The following is an 18,112-nucleotide window of genomic DNA, read 5'->3' on the forward strand; positions in this document are numbered from 1 at the left end:
CGAACCTGCATCGCCGCTCAAAAACATGACCGGGCGTACAAGCACGCCGTGCCCCGGTTTTGCTGATTTCAAATACCCACACAAATCCTGCGTGGCCCCTTTCGCACCTTGCACTCTTTCAGTACCTGGCAACCTGCCCGATTTCGCTCCACAACCTTCGCTTGCGGTGAAACTTCAGGGCATGCTGCCGATCTCATGAAAGATCGTTCGGGGCAAAGAGACTGGCAAAACTCATGCGGCGCATCTTCGACCACCGCTGCCAGGATCGGCTCTTGCCGTTACCCAGTTACGGTAACAGTACTGTTACCAGCACTACTACCACTGCTGCTACCACTACTACCACTGCTACTACCGGTATCACTACCGATGGCTCCCCAAAATTTTAGGGAAGCCTATAATTCTACTATTCTTTCAAGCAGACATTCAAGCGAGAGATCGTCAAGTTACTCCATGGGCACAATTACCAATCCGGCCGACCTGGCCAAGATGCGCGCCGCCTGCCAGGACGCCGCCAAAGTCCTCGACTTCATCACCCCCTACGTCAAGCCGGGGGTCACCACCGGCGAGCTGGATCGCCTCTGCCTGGAATACCTGACTGACGAATTGAAGGTCAAGTCCGCCACGGTAGGCTACGCCCCGCCCGGCTACCCGCCCTTCACCGGCGCCATCTGTACGTCCGTGAACCACCAGGTGTGCCACGGCATCCCGGGCGACAAGGTCCTGAAAAGTGGGGACTCTCTCAATATTGACGTCACCATCATCAAAGACGGCTGGTTCGGCGACACCAGCCGCATGTACCCCGTGGGCGAACAGTCGATCTTGTCGCGCCGCCTGACCGAAATCACCTTCGAATGCATGTGGAAGGGAATTCAGCAGGTCAAGAACGGCGCCACCCTGGGTGACGTGGGCAACGCCATTCAGAAGCATGCGGAATCCAACGGCTTTTCGGTGGTGCGCGAATTCTGCGGCCACGGCATCGGCCAGCGCTTCCATGAAGATCCGCAAGTGCTGCATTATGGCAAGCCCGGCACCGGCGTGAAACTGGAAACGGGCATGTTGTTCACCATTGAACCCATGATCAATGCCGGCCGCCGCGAAATCCGCCAGCTGGCCGATGGCTGGACGGTGGTCACGCGCGACCACAGCCTGTCCGCTCAATGGGAACACGCGGTCTGCGTCACGGAAACCGGCTATGAAGTGCTGACGCTGTCGCCCGGCATGCCGCCCCCGCCGGCGTTCATCACCGAGCCCATCGTCATCCCCGCCGTGTAACGCATCGCCGCCCCCCCATGACCGCCGAATTCCTGAGCTCCCTGCGCGAACGCATCCAGCAGTCCCGGCGCGCCGCGGTGGCGCAGTTTCGCGAACACGAGCGCCCGGACACCCTGCTGTCTGAATTGCGGCGCATCGTGGACGCCGCGCTGCGAGACCTGGTCAAGCACTATCCGCTGCCGCTGGGCGCCACGCTGGCCGCGGTGGGCGGTTATGGCCGGGGCGAACTGTATCCGCATTCCGACGTCGACCTGCTGATCCTGTTGCCACACGCCCCCACGCGCGAAGAAGAAACGGCGATTGAACGGCTGGTGGCGTCGCTGTGGGACTTGGGCCTGGAGCCCGGCCACAGCGTGCGCACCATTGAAGACTGCGAGCGCGAGGCCGACGCTGACATCACCGTGGAAACGGCGCTGCTGGAATCGCGCTGGCTGGCGGGCAGCCGCATCCTGATGCGCAAGTTCGACGCGGCCACCAAGTCGCGGCTGGATCCGCGCGCCTTCTTCCAGGCCAAGCGGGTCGAGATGCAGCAGCGCCATGCGCGCTATCACGACACGCCCTACGCGCTGGAACCGAATTGCAAGGAATCGCCCGGCGGCCTGCGCGACTTGCAAGTGATTCTGTGGATGGCGCGCGCGGCGGGTTTTGGCGACAGCTGGCGGTCGGTTGCGCAAGCGGGCCTGTTGACCTCATCCGAGGCGCGCGACCTGCGCAAGGCCGAACAGGCGTTCAAACGCCTGCGCATTGAATTGCATCTGCTGTCGAACCGCCGCGAGGACCGCGTGCTGTTCGACTTGCAGCCGGCGCTGGCCGAGGTCTACGGCATTCATGCCACCGCCACGCGGCGCGGCAGCGAACTGCTGATGCAGCGCTACTACTGGGCAGCGCGGCTGGTGACGCAGTTGAACGGCATCCTGGTGCAGAACATCGAAGAACGGCTGTTTCCGCGCCCCGATAGCGACGCGCGCGATATCGACGACGATTTCCGCAACCTGCGCGACCGCCTGGACATCATTCGCGACGACGGTTTCGAACGCAACCCCACCCTGCTGCTGCGCGCCTTCCTGGTGATGCAGCAGCACCCCGAACTGACCGGCATGTCGGCGCGCACGCTGCGCGCCATCTGGCATTCGCGCCATCGCATCGACGCGCAGTTCCGACGCAACCCGGTCAACCGCAAGCTGTTCCTGCAAATTCTTCAGCAGCCGCGCGGCATCGTGCACGAGCTGCGGCGCATGACGATGCTGAACATCCTGCCCCGCTACCTGCCGGTGTTTCGCCGCATTGTGGGCCAGATGCAGCACGACCTTTTCCACGCCTACACGGTGGACCAGCACACGCTGGCCGTGGTGCGCAACCTGCGCCGCTTCACCATGCCCGAGCACGCGCAGGAATATCCGCTGGCCAGCCAGCTGATTGCCGGGCTGGACCGGCACTGGCTGCTGTACGTAGCCGCGCTGTTTCACGACATCGCCAAAGGCCGGGGCGGCGACCACTCCGAATTGGGCGCCCGCGACGTGCGCAAGTTTGCGCAAGACCACGGCATGGACCCGGAAGACGCCAAGCTGGTGGAATTCCTGGTGCGCCAGCACCTGCTGATGTCGGCCGTGGCGCAAAAGCGTGACCTTTCCGACCCGGCGGTGGTGCAGGAATTTGCCAGCACGGTCAAAGACGAACGCCATCTGACGGCGCTCTATCTGCTGACGGTGGCCGACATCCGGGGCACCAGCCCCAAGGTGTGGAACGCCTGGAAGGGCAAGCTGCTGGAAGACCTGTACAAGTTGACGCTGGCCGCATTGGGCGGCGCCCACGCGGACGCGCACACGGTGCTGACCGAACGCAAGGAAGAAGCGGCCCGCCTGACGCGCCGGGCCGGCCTGCGCGACGACGCTCGCGAGGCCTTCTGGAACCAGCTGGACGTGGCCTATTTCCTGCGCCACGACGCTTCCGACATTGCCTGGCACACGCGCCACCTGTATCACCAGGTGGCTCCCGCGCAAGCCGTGGTCAAAGCGCGCCCCACCGAGCAAGGCGAAGGTTTGCAGATCATGGTCTACACGCGCGATGCGCCGGACCTGTTCGTGGCGATCTGCGGGTACTTCGACGCCAAGAGCCTGTCTATTCAGGACGCTCGCATCCACACCACCCGCCATGGCTGGGCGCTGGACAGCTTTATCGTGCTGCTGCCCGAAGGTGCCAGCGACCTGCGCGCGCAAGCCACGCTGGTGGAACACGAACTGGCCGAACGTCTGAAAGACCCACAGGCGGCCGCGCAAGCGCAGCCCAACCGGGGCGGCTATTACGGCCGCAACCGGCAATCGCGCGTGTCGCGGGTATTTCCCGTCATGCCGCAGGCTGAACTGCAACCGGACGAGCGCAGCACGTCGTGGCGCCTGTCCGTCACGGCCACCGACCGCCCTGGCCTGCTGCACGCTTTGGCGCGCGTGTTCGCGCGGCACGAAATCAACCTCTTGATGGCCAAGATCATGACGCTGGGTGACCGCGTGGAAGACGTCTTCATCGTGGACGGATCCACCTTGGCCCGCCCCCGCAGCCAGATGCAGTTTGAACGCGACATCCTGGATGCGCTGGCCGGCGACGAGGCGCAACAGCGGGTCGCTTGATCTGACCGCAGCCGCGGCATCGCCAGACGGCACCCGGACCGCATACAATCCGGGTTTTCGGCCACGCGATGCCCGCCCTCATGCAGCTCAACGACTATCTGCGCGTCTTTGGCAGCAGCTTCTTTTTTGCGCTGGCCACGCTACTGCCCTTCCTGAACCCGCCCGCCATCGCGCCAATCTTCCTGTCGCTGACCGAAGGCGCCTCGTCGGCCACGCGCGTGGTGCTGGCCAAGCGCGTCGCTATCAACGTGTGCCTGATGCTGGTCGTGGCCATGGTGGCCGGCAACGTGCTGCTCAGTTTCTTCGGCATTTCGTTGTCGATCGTGCGCGTGGGTGGCGGCATGCTGGTGATTGCCAGCGCGTGGCGGCTGGTGAATTCGCCCGACGCCGATACCGAGCGCGTGGCCCGCATGGCCGAATCGTTTACGCCCGAAATGGCCAAGGCGCGCGCGTTCTACCCGTTAACCTTCCCCATCAGCTGCGGCCCGGGCTCGATTGCCGCCGCCATTACCGTGGGCGTGTCGCTGCGCGACCAGAACCATGTGCTGAGCCTGGTACGCCTGGGCGGCTCGATTCCCGGCATCATCGCCGTGTCGCTGACCCTGTATATCTGCCTGCGCTTTGCCGCCCAGATGCTGCACCGGCTGGGCGACAACGGCACGGCCGTGTTCATGCGGCTGTCCGCCTTCATCATGCTGTGCCTGGGCGTACAGATCTTCTGGGAAGGCGCGCGCGACCTGATGCTGGGTTTGTTGACACAGGTGATGCAACCAATTCCGGTTCCCAAAGCCTAAGCGTTGGCCGGGCCGCGTGCCCGCATCGACCAATCTCAAGACAAGCTAAAAAAAATGACTACCCGCTCTGAACGCCTGCTACGCCTGATTGCCCTGTTTTGCTTCGGCGCCGTTGGCGTGGCCCTGATTTCACAACACGTCTTTGACATGCCGCCCTGCGCCTGGTGCGTGCTGCAACGCCTGATCTATCTGGTGATCGGGGTGGTGGCGCTGGTGGGCGGTTTTGGTGGCGGCCGGGCGCTGACCCGCATTGCCGGCGCGCTGGCGGCGCTGTTGTCGTTGTCCGGCGTGGTGGCGGCCTGGTACCAGTACACCGTGGCGGCCAACATGCTGTCGTGCGACCAGACGTTTGCCGACCGCTTCATGACGGGCATCGGCCTGGAAGGCAACGTGCCCTGGGTGTTCGGCATTTTCGCCACCTGCATGGACGCCAAGGTGCCGGTGCTGGGCATCGAATACGCCCTGTGGAGCCTGGCGCTTTTCGTGATCCTGTTCTTCATGGCGCTGCCGGTGGTCTTCGGGCGCGCGCCTGCTCGCTCGGCGCTGTGACTACCCTGAAATTTCTTACCGGCTATCCGGAACCCCTGCTCGTCCAGGCCCAGACGCTGCTTGAGCGCGGCAAGCTGGGCGACGCCCTGCTTGCGCGCTACCCGGATGGGCCGCACGACATCCGCACCGACCGCGCGCTTTACCAGTACGTGACCGACCTGAAGAACACGTATCTGCGCAATGGCGACCAGATCAACAAGGTGGCGTACGACAGCAAGATTCATGTGATCCAGCACGCGCTGGGCCAGCACGCGTACATCTCGCGCGTGCAGGGCGGGAAATTGCGCGCCAAGCACGAGATCCGGGTGGCGACGCTATTCAAGACCGTGCCCGCGCAGTTCCTGAAAATGATCACCGTGCATGAGTTGGCGCACTTGAAAGAGAAGGACCATAACAAGGCCTTCTACAACCTGTGCCTGCGCATGGAACCGCACTACCACCAATACGAATTTGATCTGCGGCTGTATCTGACGCATCTGGAAGCCACCCGCGAAACGCTGTGGGCGCCGGTGGGCTGAAGGTCGGGCAGCGTAGCTTTACAAAAAATTGGTCGTACCAGTTTCGCTTGGCAATATCGCGAATTAAACGAATCTTCCCGCGAGATTGAGCGGCGATTCTTGGGTATCATTGCCTCCGGCGCCTGATTGGCATGCGCCGCCGCCCGCAAGGGGCGGCAAATTGGTCGTACCAATATCCCATGCGTCTGTCAGACCAAGTCGCTGAAAAGCTGTTATCCCTGATCCAGGCCCGCAACATCGCGCCGGGTGGAAGGCTGCCGGCCGAGCGCGGCTTGGCGCAGAGCCTGGGCGTGTCACGCACCGCCTTGCGTGAGGCCATCCAGAAGCTGTCCAGCCACGGCATCCTGATCAGCCGCGTCGGCGCCGGCACGTTTTTGGCGGCCGACGCGCATCAATGGCCGCAGGAATCGATGTCGCCGTTGGCCGCGCTGATGCAGCACGATCCGCAGTACCGCTATGACGTGCTGGAAACGCGCTGCGCGCTGGAAACCAGCACCGCCAGCTACGCGGCGCAACGCGCCACCGATGCGGACAAGGCCAAGATCCAGCGCTGCTTCGATCAGATGGTCGACTACCAGCAACGCGGCAATGCCGAGCTCTCGGCCCACGCCGACGCGCAGTTTCACCTGGCCATTGCCGAAGCCTCGCACAACCTGGTGCTGCTGCAAGTCATGCGCGGGCTGTTCGACCTGATGCTGTCCACCGTGGCGCAAAACCGCCGCATCATGGTCATCCAGGACAGCCCGTCCTCGCACGACAAGCTGACCCATCAGCACCAGGCGCTGATGCAAAGCATCCTTGACGGCGACGCCGACCAGGCGCGCACCGTCATCGGCCAGCACCTGGACTACATCCGCGCCACGCTCGTCAAAATGGACGAAGACGCCGCCCGGCGCGACCGCGCCGCCCGCCTGCCCTCCCCGACCCCGCCCTCGCCCCAACCATGACGCCTGCCTCCGCCCCGGACACCGACACCGACACCGGCACCGAATTGCTGACCCAACTGCGCGCCGTGGTCGGCAACGCGCATGTACTGACCGGCGATGCGGCCACGCGCCGCTTTCGTCGCGGCCATCGCACGGGCGAAGGCCGTGTGCTTGCGGTGGTACGCCCCGGCAGCTTGCTGGAGCAGTGGCGTGTGCTGCAAGCCGTGGTGCAATCGGGGCGCATCGTCATCATGCAGGCCGCCAACACCGGGCTGACCGGCGGGTCCACGCCCGATGGCGATCAGTACGACCGCGAGATCGTGCTGATCAGCACGCTGCGCATTCCGGGGGTGCAAGTGATCCGCGACGGGCGGCAGGTGGTGTGCCTGCCCGGCGCCACGCTGGACCGGCTGGAGCAGACGCTGGCGCCGCTGGGTCGCGAACCGCATTCGGTGATCGGGTCGTCCTGCATTGGGGCGTCGGTGCTGGGCGGCGTGTGCAACAACTCGGGCGGCGCCTTGCTGCGGCGCGGGCCCGCGTACACCGAACTGGCGCTGTACGCGCGGCTGAACGAAGACGGTTCGCTTAACCTGGTCAACCATCTGGGCATCGACCTGGGCCAGACGCCCGAAGAGATCCTGACCCGTTTGCAGGCCGGCGACTATGGTCCCGGCGATATCAGCGATGACGTGGGCGCGGCGTCAGACCCCAACTATGCCGACCATGTGCGCCAGATCGACGCCCCCACGCCGGCGCGCTTCAATGCGGACCCCTCACGCCTGCACGAAGCCTCCGGCTCGGCCGGCCGTGTGTGCCTGTTCGCGGTGCGGCTGGACACGTTCGAGCGCGAACCCAGCACGGTGTTTTATATCGGCAGCAACCTGCCCGATGACCTGACCGCCGTGCGCCGCGAACTGCTGGCCAAGCTTCCACGGCTGCCCATCGCGGGCGAATACATCCATCGCGACGCATTCGATATCGGCGCGCGCTACGGCAAAGACGTGTTTTTGCTGATCGACAAACTGGGCACCGCCCGCGTACCCAAGGCCTTTGCCATCAAGAGCCGGCTGGACGGCATGGCGGAACGGCTGGGCCTGCCAGGCCTGATCGACCGCGCGATACAGGCCGCTGTGGCGCTGCTGCCGAATCATCTTCCGCGCCGCATGCGCGACTACCGCGACCACTACGAACACCACCTGCTGCTGCGCGTGTCCAACGATACGGTCGAGGCCACGCGCGCGTTTTTGACGAAGCACTTCGCGGGGCGCAAGGACGCCGCATTCTTTGAATGCGACGCCGAAGAAGGACGCAAGGCCTTCCTGCACCGCTTTGCCATCGCGGGCGCGGCAATCCGCTATCGCGACACGCATCGCTCAACGGTGCAGGACATCGTGCCGCTGGACATCGCGTTGCGCCGCAATGACCGGGAATGGGTCGAGACCCTGCCGGCCGACATGGAACGCGACATCGTGCACAAGCTGTATTACGGGCACTTTTTCTGCCACGTGTTTCACCAGGACTACATCGTGCGCAAGGGCGTCGACCCGGTCGCGATGGAGCATCGCATGTGGGCGTTGCTGGACGCGCGGCAGGCGGAATATCCGGCCGAGCACAACGTGGGGCACTTGTATGTTGCCAAGCCGGCGCTGGCTGCGTTTTATCGGGAACTAGACCCCACCAACACGTTCAACCCGGGCATCGGGCACACGTCAAAACTGTTGAATTGGGGCGCCTGCTGCGGCCAGCAAGGGTTGCCGGCCGCTTACCGCGGCCAAGAGGATGGCCGCGGCGCGCAGGGGTAGATCAGGCGTCGTTGGCGGCGTAGCCCATGTTGAATTGCAAGCCGCTGGCGCCTTCGTCCTGGCCGGGTTCGGCGCGCGACTGACCCAGGCGGGCCAAGTATTCGGCGGTGATGTCGCCCGTGACGTATTCGCCGTCGAAGCACGAAGCCTCAAAGCGCTGCATCTTGGGGTTCAGGTCACGCACCGACTGCTGCATGTCGGACAGATCCTGGTAGATCAACGAATCGGCGCCGATGGCGCGGGCGATTTCTTCGTCGGTGCGGCCGGTGGCGATCAGTTCCGATTGCGTGGGCATGTCGATGCCGTACACGTTCGGGAATCGCACCGGAGGCGCGGCGGACGCGAAGTACACCTTGTTGGCGCCGGCGGCGCGCGCCATGTCGACGATTTCGCGGCTAGTGGTGCCGCGCACGATGGAGTCATCAACCAGCAGCACGTTCTTGCCCTTGAATTCCATGCCGATGGCATTGAGCTTCTGGCGCACGGACTTACGGCGCACCGCCTGGCCCGGCATGATGAACGTGCGGCCCACGTAGCGGTTCTTGATGAGCCCTTCGCGGTAGTCCAGGTTCAGGCGCGCGGCCAACTGCATGGCGGCGGGGCGCGAGGAATCCGGAATCGGCATGACGACGTCGATGTCGCCCAGGCGCATGTTGCGCGCGACCTTGTCGGCCAGGTACTCGCCCATGCGCAGGCGGGCGTCGTAGACCGACACGCCGTCGATCAGCGAATCCGGACGCGCGAAGTACACGTATTCGAAAATGCAGGGCACCAGTTGCGGGTTCTCGGCGCACTGGCGGCTGACGAAGCGGCCGTCCAGGTCGACGAACACGGCTTCGCCGGGCTCGACGTCGCGCACGAAGACAAAGCCGCTGCCTTCCAGCGCCACGGATTCCGAGGCCACCATCCATTCAACGCCTTCGTCGGTTTCCATGCGGCCGATACACAACGGGCGGATGCCGTTGGGGTCGCGGAAGGCCAGCAGGCCGTAACCGGAAATCTGCGCCACGACGGCGTAGGCGCCACGCACGCGCTTATGCAGGGCCGACACCGCACGGAAGATCGCGTCGTCGTCTAGCGACACACCGTTGGCCGAGGATTGCAGCTCGTGCGCAAGCACGTTCAGCAGCACTTCGGAATCGGAATTCGTGTTGATGTGGCGACGGTCGACGCGGTACAGCGATTCACGCAGTTCACGCCAGTTGGTCAGGTTGCCGTTGTGGGCAAACATGATGCCGAACGGGGCGTTGACGTAGAACGGCTGGGCCTCTTCCTCGCTGGCGCTGGAGCCCGCGGTGGGATAGCGGACCTGGCCGACGCCGGACGTACCGGGCAACGAACGCATGTTGCGCGTACGGAAGACGTCGCGCACCAGGCCGTGAGCCTTGTACATATTGAATTGGTTGCCTTGCGACGTCGCGATGCCCGCGGCGTCCTGCCCGCGATGCTGCAACAACAGCAAGCTGTCATAGAGCAGCTGGTTGACCGGCCCGCGCCCGATGACCCCTACGATTCCACACATGGTGAGATTTCCTGGTTGATTTGAAGCTAATCAATACGGCAGCCAAGTCGCCAAAGACGGCGGCAGCCACGTTTTGATATGTTTGATGGCCTCGATGGCCGAATGCGAAAACATGGCGTCCTTCCACCACGGCTCTTGGGGCAGCGGCGTGTAGCCGGCAGCGGCCACCAACGCCAGCACGATCAGCAGACCACGGGCCAGCCCGAACATTCCGCCCAGACCGTGATCGGCCGGGCTGAGTCCGGTACTGCGGATCAAGGCGGCTAGCGTCATGTTGACCAAACCCACACCGAGCAGCACGAGGATGAACACCACGGCGTATGAGACTCCCATGCGCAGCAGCGTCGTTTCAATATAGGGCTCTAGCCACGTATACACCGTGGGACCCCACCATATCGCGGCCACGAAGGCCAGCAGATAGGCGACCAGCGACAGCACCTCTTTGAGCAGGCCGCGCACCAGGCCCAGCACACCCGAGACCGCCAGGATGGCCAGCACGACGAAGTCGAAACCGGTCACTATTGGGCGGCGATAAAACCATTGTCATAGCCCAAGGTGCGCAAACGCGCCTGGGCCGCCTGTGCCGCTTCGCGAGAGGGGAACGGCCCCACGCGCAAACGGTACTGCTGCTTGCCTCCGATGGAGGCTTGTTCAACAAATGCGTTGGTGACGCCCGCCTGATGCAGCTTGGCGCGACGCGATTGGGCGTCTTCCGACGTGGTGTACGCCGCGATCTGCAACACGAAATTGCCCTTGGCGGCAGGCTTGGGCGCGGCGGCCGGCGCCGAAGCAGCCGGTGCCGCGCGCCCTTCCAGCAGCGCCAAAGCGCGCGCACCGTCATCGGAACGCGTGTCGGGCTTGGCGGGGGTAGCCGGTTTGGCTTCCGGCTTGGCCTCGGGCTTGGGTTCCGGCTTGGGCTTGGCTTCGGGCTTCGGCGGCACCAGGGGCGGCGTGACCTGCACGGTGGTTCCTTGCGCGCTGGACGCCGTCGCGGCGGGCGGCGTGGAGGTCACGGCAGGCGGCGTGGGCACCGGGGTTTCGGTAGGCGCGGTGCCCGTGGCGGCGCCATTGGCGGCGGCTGCGCCCGACGCGGCAGCACCGGACCCGGCGGCCTGCGGCTCGCTTACCTGCGGTTGGAAGGGTGTGTTGCGGTCCGGCACGCGGATGGGAATGTTGTCGGCAACCGGCACCGGTTGCGAATCAAGCACCATGGGCAGGATGATGACCGCCGCCAGCACCAAGGCGACGGCGCCTGCCAACCTGCGCCGCGCACGGCCGCGCAGCTGCGCAGCCTGAACCTCGCTAGGCACTGCCGCCCGTTTAGAGGACTGCGCCTGGTCGGCAGGATCTTTGCGATTGAAAAAACCCATGGAAGAGAATTCCTTGCGGCGCCTTGCGGCAATATGGCGGCGGGCCGCCATGTCCCGTTTTGCCTATGCCTTGCGACCCAGAGCCTGCAAAACCGAGGCCACGGTGAGAAACGACCCAAACACGACGATTCTATCATTCTCGACCGCCCGTTCGCGCGCCGCCGCGTAGGCTTGCGCGGGATCGTCGAAGGCGGCGATGCTGGGGCTTTCCGCCCCCGCGGGCGGTGGCGGCAAGGCGGCGGCCACCTTGTCGGCCAGCGCCTGGCCCGACGTGCCGCGCGGCCCCGGCAGCCCTGCGCAATACCAGTGGTCGATGCGGGAGCCCAGCTTGGCGATGACGCCGGCCAGGTCCTTGTCGTTCAGCATGCCGAACACCGCGTGGGTGTAGGGATGAAAGCCCATGTTGTCCAGGTTCTGCGCCAGCACGGCCGCGGCATGCGGGTTGTGCGCCACATCCAGGATCACCGACGGCTGACCGGGCAGAATCTGGAAGCGGCCCGGCAGCGAGGCTTGTAGCAGCCCAAGCCGCACCGCCTGCTGCTGCACCGGCAGCCGGTCGCGCACCGATTCCAGCGCGGCCAGCGCGGCGGACGCGTTCAGCAGCTGGTTGGCCCCGCGCAGCGCCGGGTACGCCAGCGCGCTGCGGCGCTGTTCGCGCCCGCCATACGCCCATTGCTGGCGGTCGCCGGAATAGTTGTAGTCGCGCCCGAACAGCCAGAGATCCGCGCCGATTTTTTCAACGTGGTCCAGCAGCGATTGCGGGGGCACCGGATCGCTGCAAATGGCCGGACGGCCAGCGCGATAGATGTGGGCCTTTTCGAAGCCGATTTTTTCGCGGGTGTCGCCCAGCCAGTCGGTGTGGTCAAGGTCTACGCTGGTGACGATGGCGCAATCGGCGTCGACGATATTGACGGCGTCCAGCCGCCCGCCCAGCCCCACTTCCAGCACGATGGCGTCCAGCCGCGTTTGCGAGAACAGCCGCAGGATGGCCAGCGTGGTGAATTCAAAGTAGGTCAGCGAAACCTCGCCCCGCGCCGCTTCGACCGCCTGGAACTGCGCGATCAGCTCGGCGTCCGAGGCGATCTGGCCGTTGACGCGGGCACGTTCGTTGAAGTCGATCAGGTGGGGCGACGTGTACAGCCCGACCTTGTAGCCGGCAGCCAGCAGGATGGCTTCAAGCATGGCACAGGTGGACCCCTTGCCGTTGGTGCCGCCCACCACGAACTTCACGCCCGACAGCTCAAGCCCCATGCGGGCGGCCACGTCGCGCACGCGGTCCAGGCCCATGTCGATCGCGGTGGCGTGTATGGATTCCAGGTACTGGAGCCAGTCGGACAGGGTGGCGGAAGCGTCAGGCGAAGAAACGGGGGACATGTCGGGGCCGAGAGAGGAGATCAGGCCAGGATTTTAGCAGCCGGTGCCCGGTGTTTTCCCTAATCCCCTAGGGCGCGCCACGGTATCGGTTCCGAAAAAGCGCTTGCCGATGTTTTTCGCATACGTGAAAATGAATTTACGTATGAAAACTTAGACGGACGAACATGACGCAATCTTCACCCCCCCGCTGGCTGGTTCGCGAAGCCGACATCCCCGGCTATCACCCCGCCAATCACACCGGCACCTTGAACCGCCGGCTGATCAGCCCCGAGACGGTCGGCGCGCGTGGCGTGGAAGTGCTGCTGGGCGTGATTGAAAAAGGCCAGGGCGCGCTGCCGCATGCGCATCCGGGCATCGAACAGGTCTGTTATCTGTTGTCCGGCACCGCGCGCGCGCAGGTGGCGGACGAAACGGCCGACATGGTGGCGGGCGACTGCTGCTACTTCCCGCCCGACATCCCCCACGTATTTACCGTGACCAGCGACGAGCCCGCCAGGCTGCTGGTGATCTACACCCCTCCGTACGAAGAATCCCCCGACCGCGTGATCCGGGACTTTCCGGCGCCCTCGCCCGCCGCTTGACGCGGCGCGGCACCAGGCAGCGGACGCAGAGCCGCGCTTGCATTCCTATCTATAAAAACTGGAGACAACCCATGCACCCCTTCCGTCTATTCGGTACCGCCCTGCTCAGCGGCGCGGCATTGTTGGCCGCGCCCCTGGCGCAGGCGGCCGACTACCCCAACAAACCCATTACGTTGATCGTGCCGTTCCCGGCCGGTTCAGGCACCGATGCCGTCGGCCGCATCTTCGGGCAGGAGCTGTCGACCATCCTGGGCCAACAGATCGTCGTCGAGAACAAGCCCGGCGCCAACGCGACCATCGCGGCCAGCTATGTGGCGCGCGCCAAGCCGGACGGCTACACCTTGTTCGTCACCACCAATACGTCGCACTCGGCGGCCCCCTGGCTGATGAAGAACGTGTCCTACGACCCCGTCAAGGATTTCACGCCCATCGCGCGCGGCGGCAACCTGCCCTTCATCCTGGTCGTGAACCCGAAACGGCCGTGGAAGAACGTGGCCGAACTGGTGGCCGACGCGAAGAAAAACCCGGGCCGCATCACCTATGCCAGCGGCAACAGCACGGGCATCGTCGCGGGCGCAACGCTGGCCGACCGCGCCAAGATCGACATCCTGCACGTGCCGTACAAGGGCACGCCGCAGGGGCTGACCGACGTGGTGGGTGGGCAGGTGGATTTCATGTTCACCGACCTGGCTTCCGGCCTGCCGTTCGTGCAGTCCGGTCAACTGCGGGCCCTGGCCGTGTCCACCGCCGAGCGCAGCGCCATCGTGCCGGACCTGCCGTCCATGGCCGAGGCGGGCGTGAAGGACTTTGACCTGAATTCCTGGAACGGCTATTTCGGCCCGGCCGGCCTGCCGCCCGAGGTGGTCGCCAAGTTGAACGCCGCGATCAACAAAGTGGTGACCAATCCCGACGTGAAGAAGCGCCTGGCGGGCCTGGGTTTCGACGCCTTCTCGGGTACGCCGCAGGACTTCGCCACGTTCGTCAGCGAACAGCGCGACCTGTGGGGCAAGCTGATCAAAGACGCGGGGATCCAACAACAATGACGCCGCATTCATCCACTGATGCCGCCGCCGGCGGCCCGCTTGCCGGCGTGCGCATCCTGGACCTGAGCTCGGTCGTGATGGGCCCTTACGCCACCCAGACGCTGGCGGACCTGGGCGCGGACGTTATCAAGGTGGAATCGCCCGCGGGCGACAACATGCGCGCCGTGGGCCCCATGCGCAATCCGGGCATGGGCAACTTGTACCTGCACCTGAACCGCAACAAGCGGTCCATCGTGCTGGACCTGAAGACGCCCGAGGGCCTGGCGGCTTGCTTGAAGCTGGCGGAAAGCTGCGACGCCCTGCTCTACAACATCCGGCCCCAAGCCATGGCGCGGCTGGGCTTGTCGTACGAGGCGGTGGCCGCGCGCAACCCGCGCATCGTTTACCTGGGCGCCTACGGGTTTGGCGAGGCCGGCCCCTACGCCGGCCGGCCCGCGTACGACGACCTGATCCAGGGGCAGACGGGCATCGCGGCGCTGTCGGCCCAGCAAAGCGGCGACGTGCCGCGCTATGCGCCGCTGACGCTGGCGGACCGCGCGGTGGGCCTGCACGTAGGCATCGCCCTGGTGTCGGCCGTGCTGCACGCCAAGACCACGGGGCGCGGCCAACAGGTCGAGATCCCGATGTTTGAAGGCATGGCGCACCTGGTGCTGGGCGATCACCTGGGCGGGGCGACCTTTGAACCGCCGCTGGGGCCCACCGGCTACGCCCGGCTGCTGGCGCCGCACCGCCGGCCCTACGCCACGGCCGACGGTTATCTGTGCCTGCTGATCTACAACGACAAGCACTGGCGCAACTTCTTCAAGCTGATCGAGCAGCCGGAATTGGCCCAGGACCCGCGCTTTTGCACGCATGGCGCGCGGGCGGCGCACATCAGCGAGGTCTACGCCTTCGTGGCAGACGTGATTCGCACCCGCACCACGGACCACTGGCTGGCAGCGATGGCGGGGGCCGACATCCCGGCCTCGCAGTTGTACACGGTGGACGACCTGCTGCAAGACGAGCACCTGGCCGCCACCGACTTCATCCGCCACATCGACCACCCCAGCGAAGGCCCGCTGCGCACCCCCGCGCCGCTGGGCCATTACCAAGGCACGCCGACATCGCTGCGCCGGCCCGCCCCCCGACTGGGCGAGCACAGCCGCGAGGTGCTGGCGCAGGCCGGCTACGACGACGCCCGGATCGACGACCTGCTCGCCCGTGGCATTACCCAGGACGGAAACGACTGATGGACTTTGCTTTCACCCCCGACCAATTGGCGCTGCGCGACGCCGTTTCGCGCATCTGCGACCGCTACCCCGACGAATACTGGCTGGAACGCGACCGCGAAGGCGGCTTTCCCGAGCCGCTGCATGCCGATCTGGCCCGCGACGGCTGGCTGGGCATCGCCATGCCGCAGGAATACGGTGGCGCCGGCCTGGGCATGACGGAAGCCGCGCTGATGATGCAGACCATCGCCGCGTCCGGCGCGGGCTTTACCGGCGCGTCCGCCGTGCACATGAACATCTTCGGGCTGAATCCGGTGGTGGTCTTCGGCAGTGACGAACAACGCAGCCGCTGGCTGGAACCACTGATCGCCGGCCGCGAGAAAGCCTGCTTCGCCGTGACCGAGCCCGATGCCGGGCTGGACACCACCAAGCTGTCGACCCGGGCGGTGCGCCAGGGCGATGAATATGTAGTGCATGGGCGCAAGATCTGGATATCGACGGCGCAGGTTGCCACCAAAATGCTGCTGCTGGCGCGCACCACGCCGTTGTCCGAGGTCGACAAACCCACCCAGGGCCTGTCGCTGTTCTATACGGACCTGGACCGCGAAAAGATCGAGGTGCGTGAAATCGAGAAAATGGGGCGCAAGGCCGTGGACTCGAACATGCTGTTCATCGACGGCCTGCGCATCCCGGTGGCCGACCGCATTGGCGAAGAAGGCCGAGGCTTTGAATACATCCTGCACGGCTTGAACCCCGAACGCATCCTGATCGCGGCGGAAGCCGTGGGCATTGGCCGCGCGGCGCTGGACCGGGCGGTGAAGTATGCGGGCGAACGCACCGTGTTCGGCCGCCCCATCGGCCAGAACCAGGGTATCCAGCACCCGCTTGCGCAAGCCTGGATGCAGCTGGAGGCCGCCGACCTGATGGTGTTCAAGGCCGCCAGCCTGTACGACGCCGGCCTGCCCTGCGGCCCCTACGCCAACACGGCCAAATACCTGGCGGCCGAAGCCGGCTACAACGCCTGCCAGACGGCGGTGATGACGCTGGGCGGCATGGGCTACGCCAAGGAATACCACGTGGAACGGCTGCTGCGCGAAAGCTTCATTCCGCGCATTGCGCCCGTCAGCCCGCAGCTGATCATGTGCTTTATCGCCGAAAAGGTGCTGGGGCTGCCGAAGTCGTATTAAGGATCAGGGCGGGGCCCGCGCCCCGTCAGGCCTGCTGTTCCAGGGCCGTGCAGGCCGCCCGCAGGATGCGCGCATACGCCTCTTGCTGCGGCTCGATCCGGTAGATCGGGCCGCCCACCGAAATCGCATAGTGCTCGCCCGACAGCGTGACGGGCCACGCAATGGCGCCCACGTCGGCGATCGATTCCCCACTGTTCATGAACCAGCCGCGTTGCCGCGAGCGCTGAAGATCAGCTTCCAGTGCCTCGGCGGTGACCAGCGTGCGCTCGTTGTAGCGCGTCATCGGCGTGCCGGCCAGGACGGCATGGCGCGCGGATTCATCCATCAGCGACATCAAGGCTTTGCCCAGCGAATTGGCATGTACGTCCTTGAACTCACCGGCAACGGGCGCGTATCGGATGGTATGTGGCGAATCCAGCACGTCCAGATAGACCACGCGGCCGTCCTGCGTCAGCTTGGCAAAAACAACGGTTTCGCGGGTGGCGTCGCGCAATTCGGCCAGGCTGGGGTAGACGCGATCCAGCACGGGGTCGGCACGCGCGATGCGTTGCGCCATGGCCAGCAGCCGGCCGGTGGGGTAGTACCCCTGGCGCCGCCCCGTTTCGTACAGGTAGCCCAGCCCGGTCAAGGTGCGGATCAGCGCCAGGCAGCTGGACACCGGCACATCCAGCAGACGAGCCAGCTCCGACAAGGGCAACGCGCGCTTTTCGCGGGCAAAGGTTTCGATGATTTCGATGACTCGCAGCGCCGTCTTGACACTCATTGCCCGATCCAAACTGATTAGCACGTGAAAGACCCAGCCCCGCCGGGGGCTAAAGTTCCCTGCAAAGGTGCCGTAATCGTAGCTGAGAATTCCCTGAAAACAGCGCGTTCCTCCGAGACGCCCACATCGCCGCTGGAGTGATCATGGCCGTAACCCCCCTAGCCCCCGCTACGTTCGCACCCGTTGCGCCCGTGTTGGCCCCCGTCGCAGCCGAACCGGCTGTGAGCGTGACGCCCGCGGCCGCCGCCACGAACAGCGGCGCCTCCGACAGTGCCACGTCGGACCAATCAGATTCGCAGAAGCTGCCGCTGGACAAGGCGCTGGACGAAATCAACGACCAGATGAAGGCGTGGTCGACTCAGCTTCAGTTCGAGATAGACCCGAACGTGCATCAGGTGGTGGTGTCGGTGGTGGACGCGGAATCGGGCGATGTCATTCGCACGATCCCCAGCGAAACCGTGCTGAAAATCGCCAAAATGATCGTGAACATGCAAGGCAACGGCATCAAGACTTCCGCGTAGGTGACCCTTTAAAACGGTGTTTTCCATGCAAGTTGGCGCCATTTCGTGAGGGAAACCC

The 18,112-nt window shown here is 65.0% G+C and carries 17 protein-coding genes; 12 read left to right on the top strand and 5 right to left on the bottom strand.

Annotation, left to right across the window (positions count from 1 at the left end):
* The first annotated feature begins 450 nt into the window (after window positions 1-450).
* From map to dld, 7 genes are all read left to right on the top strand, one after another.
* Complete coding sequence (map, locus tag AC0Z35_RS10965; RefSeq protein WP_485131957.1) at window positions 451-1,272, top strand: type I methionyl aminopeptidase; 822 nt, start codon at window positions 451-453, stop codon at window positions 1,270-1,272.
* A gap of 17 nt (window positions 1,273-1,289) precedes the next feature.
* Window positions 1,290-3,896: a [protein-PII] uridylyltransferase gene (locus AC0Z35_RS10970; protein WP_485131958.1), complete on the top strand. Its 2,607-nt coding sequence runs from the start codon at window positions 1,290-1,292 to the stop codon at window positions 3,894-3,896.
* An 80-nt stretch (window positions 3,897-3,976) separates the two neighbouring features.
* A complete protein-coding gene (locus AC0Z35_RS10975) occupies window positions 3,977-4,690 on the top strand; it encodes a MarC family protein (protein ID WP_046807192.1) in 714 nt (237 codons plus the stop codon).
* Between the two features lie 54 nt (window positions 4,691-4,744).
* Complete coding sequence (locus AC0Z35_RS10980) at window positions 4,745-5,239, top strand: disulfide bond formation protein B (RefSeq protein WP_046807197.1); 495 nt, start codon at window positions 4,745-4,747, stop codon at window positions 5,237-5,239.
* Window positions 5,236-5,757, top strand: coding sequence for a M48 metallopeptidase family protein (locus AC0Z35_RS10985; RefSeq protein ID WP_485131959.1), 522 nt, complete (start codon window positions 5,236-5,238; stop codon window positions 5,755-5,757). The genes AC0Z35_RS10980 and AC0Z35_RS10985 overlap by 4 nt, the downstream gene beginning before the upstream one ends.
* Window positions 5,758-5,936: 179 nt before the next feature.
* The gene (gene lldR, locus AC0Z35_RS10990) at window positions 5,937-6,704 is read left to right on the top strand and encodes a transcriptional regulator LldR (protein ID WP_485131960.1); all 768 of its coding nucleotides are present in this window, start codon (window positions 5,937-5,939) and stop codon (window positions 6,702-6,704) included.
* Window positions 6,701-8,485 carry a D-lactate dehydrogenase gene (gene dld, locus AC0Z35_RS10995; RefSeq protein WP_485131961.1) on the top strand — a complete coding sequence of 595 codons (1,785 nt, stop codon included), beginning with the start codon at window positions 6,701-6,703 and terminating at the stop codon, window positions 8,483-8,485. Before lldR ends, dld begins: the two co-directional genes overlap by 4 nt.
* Before the next feature lies 1 nt (window position 8,486).
* On the opposite strand, the gene purF is transcribed toward dld, so the two are convergent.
* From purF to folC, 4 genes are all read right to left on the bottom strand, one after another.
* Window positions 8,487-10,007: an amidophosphoribosyltransferase gene (gene purF, locus AC0Z35_RS11000; RefSeq protein ID WP_485131962.1), complete on the bottom strand. Its 1,521-nt coding sequence runs from the start codon at window positions 10,005-10,007 to the stop codon at window positions 8,487-8,489.
* Between the two features lie 30 nt (window positions 10,008-10,037).
* On the bottom strand, window positions 10,038-10,526 hold the full coding sequence (locus AC0Z35_RS11005; RefSeq protein ID WP_046807457.1) for a CvpA family protein: 489 nt from the start codon (window positions 10,524-10,526) through the stop codon (window positions 10,038-10,040).
* A complete protein-coding gene (locus tag AC0Z35_RS11010; protein WP_046807480.1) occupies window positions 10,526-11,377 on the bottom strand; it encodes an SPOR domain-containing protein in 852 nt (283 codons plus the stop codon). The genes AC0Z35_RS11005 and AC0Z35_RS11010 overlap by 1 nt, the downstream gene beginning before the upstream one ends.
* Before the next feature lie 63 nt (window positions 11,378-11,440).
* On the bottom strand, window positions 11,441-12,751 hold the full coding sequence (folC, locus tag AC0Z35_RS11015; RefSeq protein WP_485131963.1) for a bifunctional tetrahydrofolate synthase/dihydrofolate synthase: 1,311 nt from the start codon (window positions 12,749-12,751) through the stop codon (window positions 11,441-11,443).
* Window positions 12,752-12,915: 164 nt separating this feature from the next.
* Here folC and AC0Z35_RS11020 point away from each other — a divergent pair, with 164 nt between their 5' ends.
* From AC0Z35_RS11020 to AC0Z35_RS11035, 4 genes are all read left to right on the top strand, one after another.
* Complete coding sequence (locus tag AC0Z35_RS11020; RefSeq protein ID WP_319300999.1) at window positions 12,916-13,332, top strand: cupin domain-containing protein; 417 nt, start codon at window positions 12,916-12,918, stop codon at window positions 13,330-13,332.
* Window positions 13,333-13,403: 71 nt separating this feature from the next.
* Window positions 13,404-14,375, top strand: coding sequence for a Bug family tripartite tricarboxylate transporter substrate binding protein (locus AC0Z35_RS11025; RefSeq protein WP_219992265.1), 972 nt, complete (start codon window positions 13,404-13,406; stop codon window positions 14,373-14,375).
* The gene (locus tag AC0Z35_RS11030) at window positions 14,372-15,604 is read left to right on the top strand and encodes a CaiB/BaiF CoA transferase family protein (protein WP_485131964.1); all 1,233 of its coding nucleotides are present in this window, start codon (window positions 14,372-14,374) and stop codon (window positions 15,602-15,604) included. Before AC0Z35_RS11025 ends, AC0Z35_RS11030 begins: the two co-directional genes overlap by 4 nt.
* Window positions 15,604-16,770 carry an acyl-CoA dehydrogenase family protein gene (locus tag AC0Z35_RS11035; RefSeq protein WP_046807462.1) on the top strand — a complete coding sequence of 389 codons (1,167 nt, stop codon included), beginning with the start codon at window positions 15,604-15,606 and terminating at the stop codon, window positions 16,768-16,770. Before AC0Z35_RS11030 ends, AC0Z35_RS11035 begins: the two co-directional genes overlap by 1 nt.
* Before the next feature lie 25 nt (window positions 16,771-16,795).
* Here the strand turns inward: AC0Z35_RS11035 and AC0Z35_RS11040 are convergent, their stop codons facing one another.
* The gene (locus AC0Z35_RS11040) at window positions 16,796-17,533 is read right to left on the bottom strand and encodes an IclR family transcriptional regulator (RefSeq protein ID WP_046807463.1); all 738 of its coding nucleotides are present in this window, start codon (window positions 17,531-17,533) and stop codon (window positions 16,796-16,798) included.
* 143 nt (window positions 17,534-17,676) lie between these two features.
* Here AC0Z35_RS11040 and AC0Z35_RS11045 point away from each other — a divergent pair, with 143 nt between their 5' ends.
* Window positions 17,677-18,054, top strand: coding sequence for a flagellar protein FlaG (locus tag AC0Z35_RS11045; RefSeq protein ID WP_046807464.1), 378 nt, complete (start codon window positions 17,677-17,679; stop codon window positions 18,052-18,054).
* Window positions 18,055-18,112: the final 58 nt, after the last annotated feature.

It is taken from the genome of Achromobacter sp. 1L-A-4-B-C2 (assembly GCF_057291955.1).